The organism is Wolbachia endosymbiont of Drosophila incompta, assembly GCF_001758565.1.
Lineage (GTDB): Bacteria > Pseudomonadota > Alphaproteobacteria > Rickettsiales > Anaplasmataceae > Wolbachia > Wolbachia pipientis.
Window position 1 is genome coordinate 361,615 of record NZ_CP011148.1, and the last position, 812, is coordinate 362,426.

1 pseudogene is annotated in these 812 nt (G+C 38.3%); it reads left to right on the forward strand.

The window, feature by feature from the left end:
• Positions 1–812: pseudogene (locus WG67_RS08185) on the forward strand (baseplate megatron protein TIM-barrel domain-containing protein); the annotation flags it as partial.

The following is an 812-nucleotide window of genomic DNA, read 5'->3' on the forward strand; positions in this document are numbered from 1 at the left end:
AAAAAGTAACGCATGGTGCGAGACTAAAAAATCTGCAAGTTCAAACCTCAACCTACGGCAGAACGATTCCAATTATCTATGGCACTGCTCGTGTTGCAGGGAACATTATTTGGTCACAGCCAATAAAAGAAGAGGCGATAACCACCAAAAGCAAAATTGGAAGAGGCATGAACGTTACATATAATTACTACGCAACGCTTGCAATTGCGATCTGCAAGGGGAAAGTAGAAAAATTAAACAGAATCTGGGCAGATACAACATCACTTAGCTTTGATGAAATAGATTATACTTTTTACAGCGGCAGAGAAGACCAAAATCCTGATCCATTTATGTCATCAATTGAAGGAGAGGGGAATGTGCCGGCTTATAGGGGAATATCTTACATAGTCATCAAGAATTTTCCTTTAGCAGACTATAACAATCGCGTCCCGATATTTACATTTGAAGTGCGAACTGCATTAAAGCCCGTTTGGTTTTCAATGGCGGAAAATATTCGGAATATCAATATCATACCAGGTTCAGGTGAGTTTGTATATGATACAAAAATACAGAAGAAAATCGCGCAAGAGAAAATAAGCAGCAACCAATATATCCCATATGGGCTGGCGCAAAGGGTAAATCACAACAACCACACTAAAAAGAGCGATGCAATGCTTTCTTTGGATCAATTAAAAGAAGATTTGCCAAATGTTGAGTTGGTGTCGGTGGTAGTCAATTGGTTTGTGAATGATCTGAACATTAAAGATTGTAAAATATATCCTGCAGTTGAATTTCAAGATGATTCCGCAATATTACCTGATGATTGGCAAGTA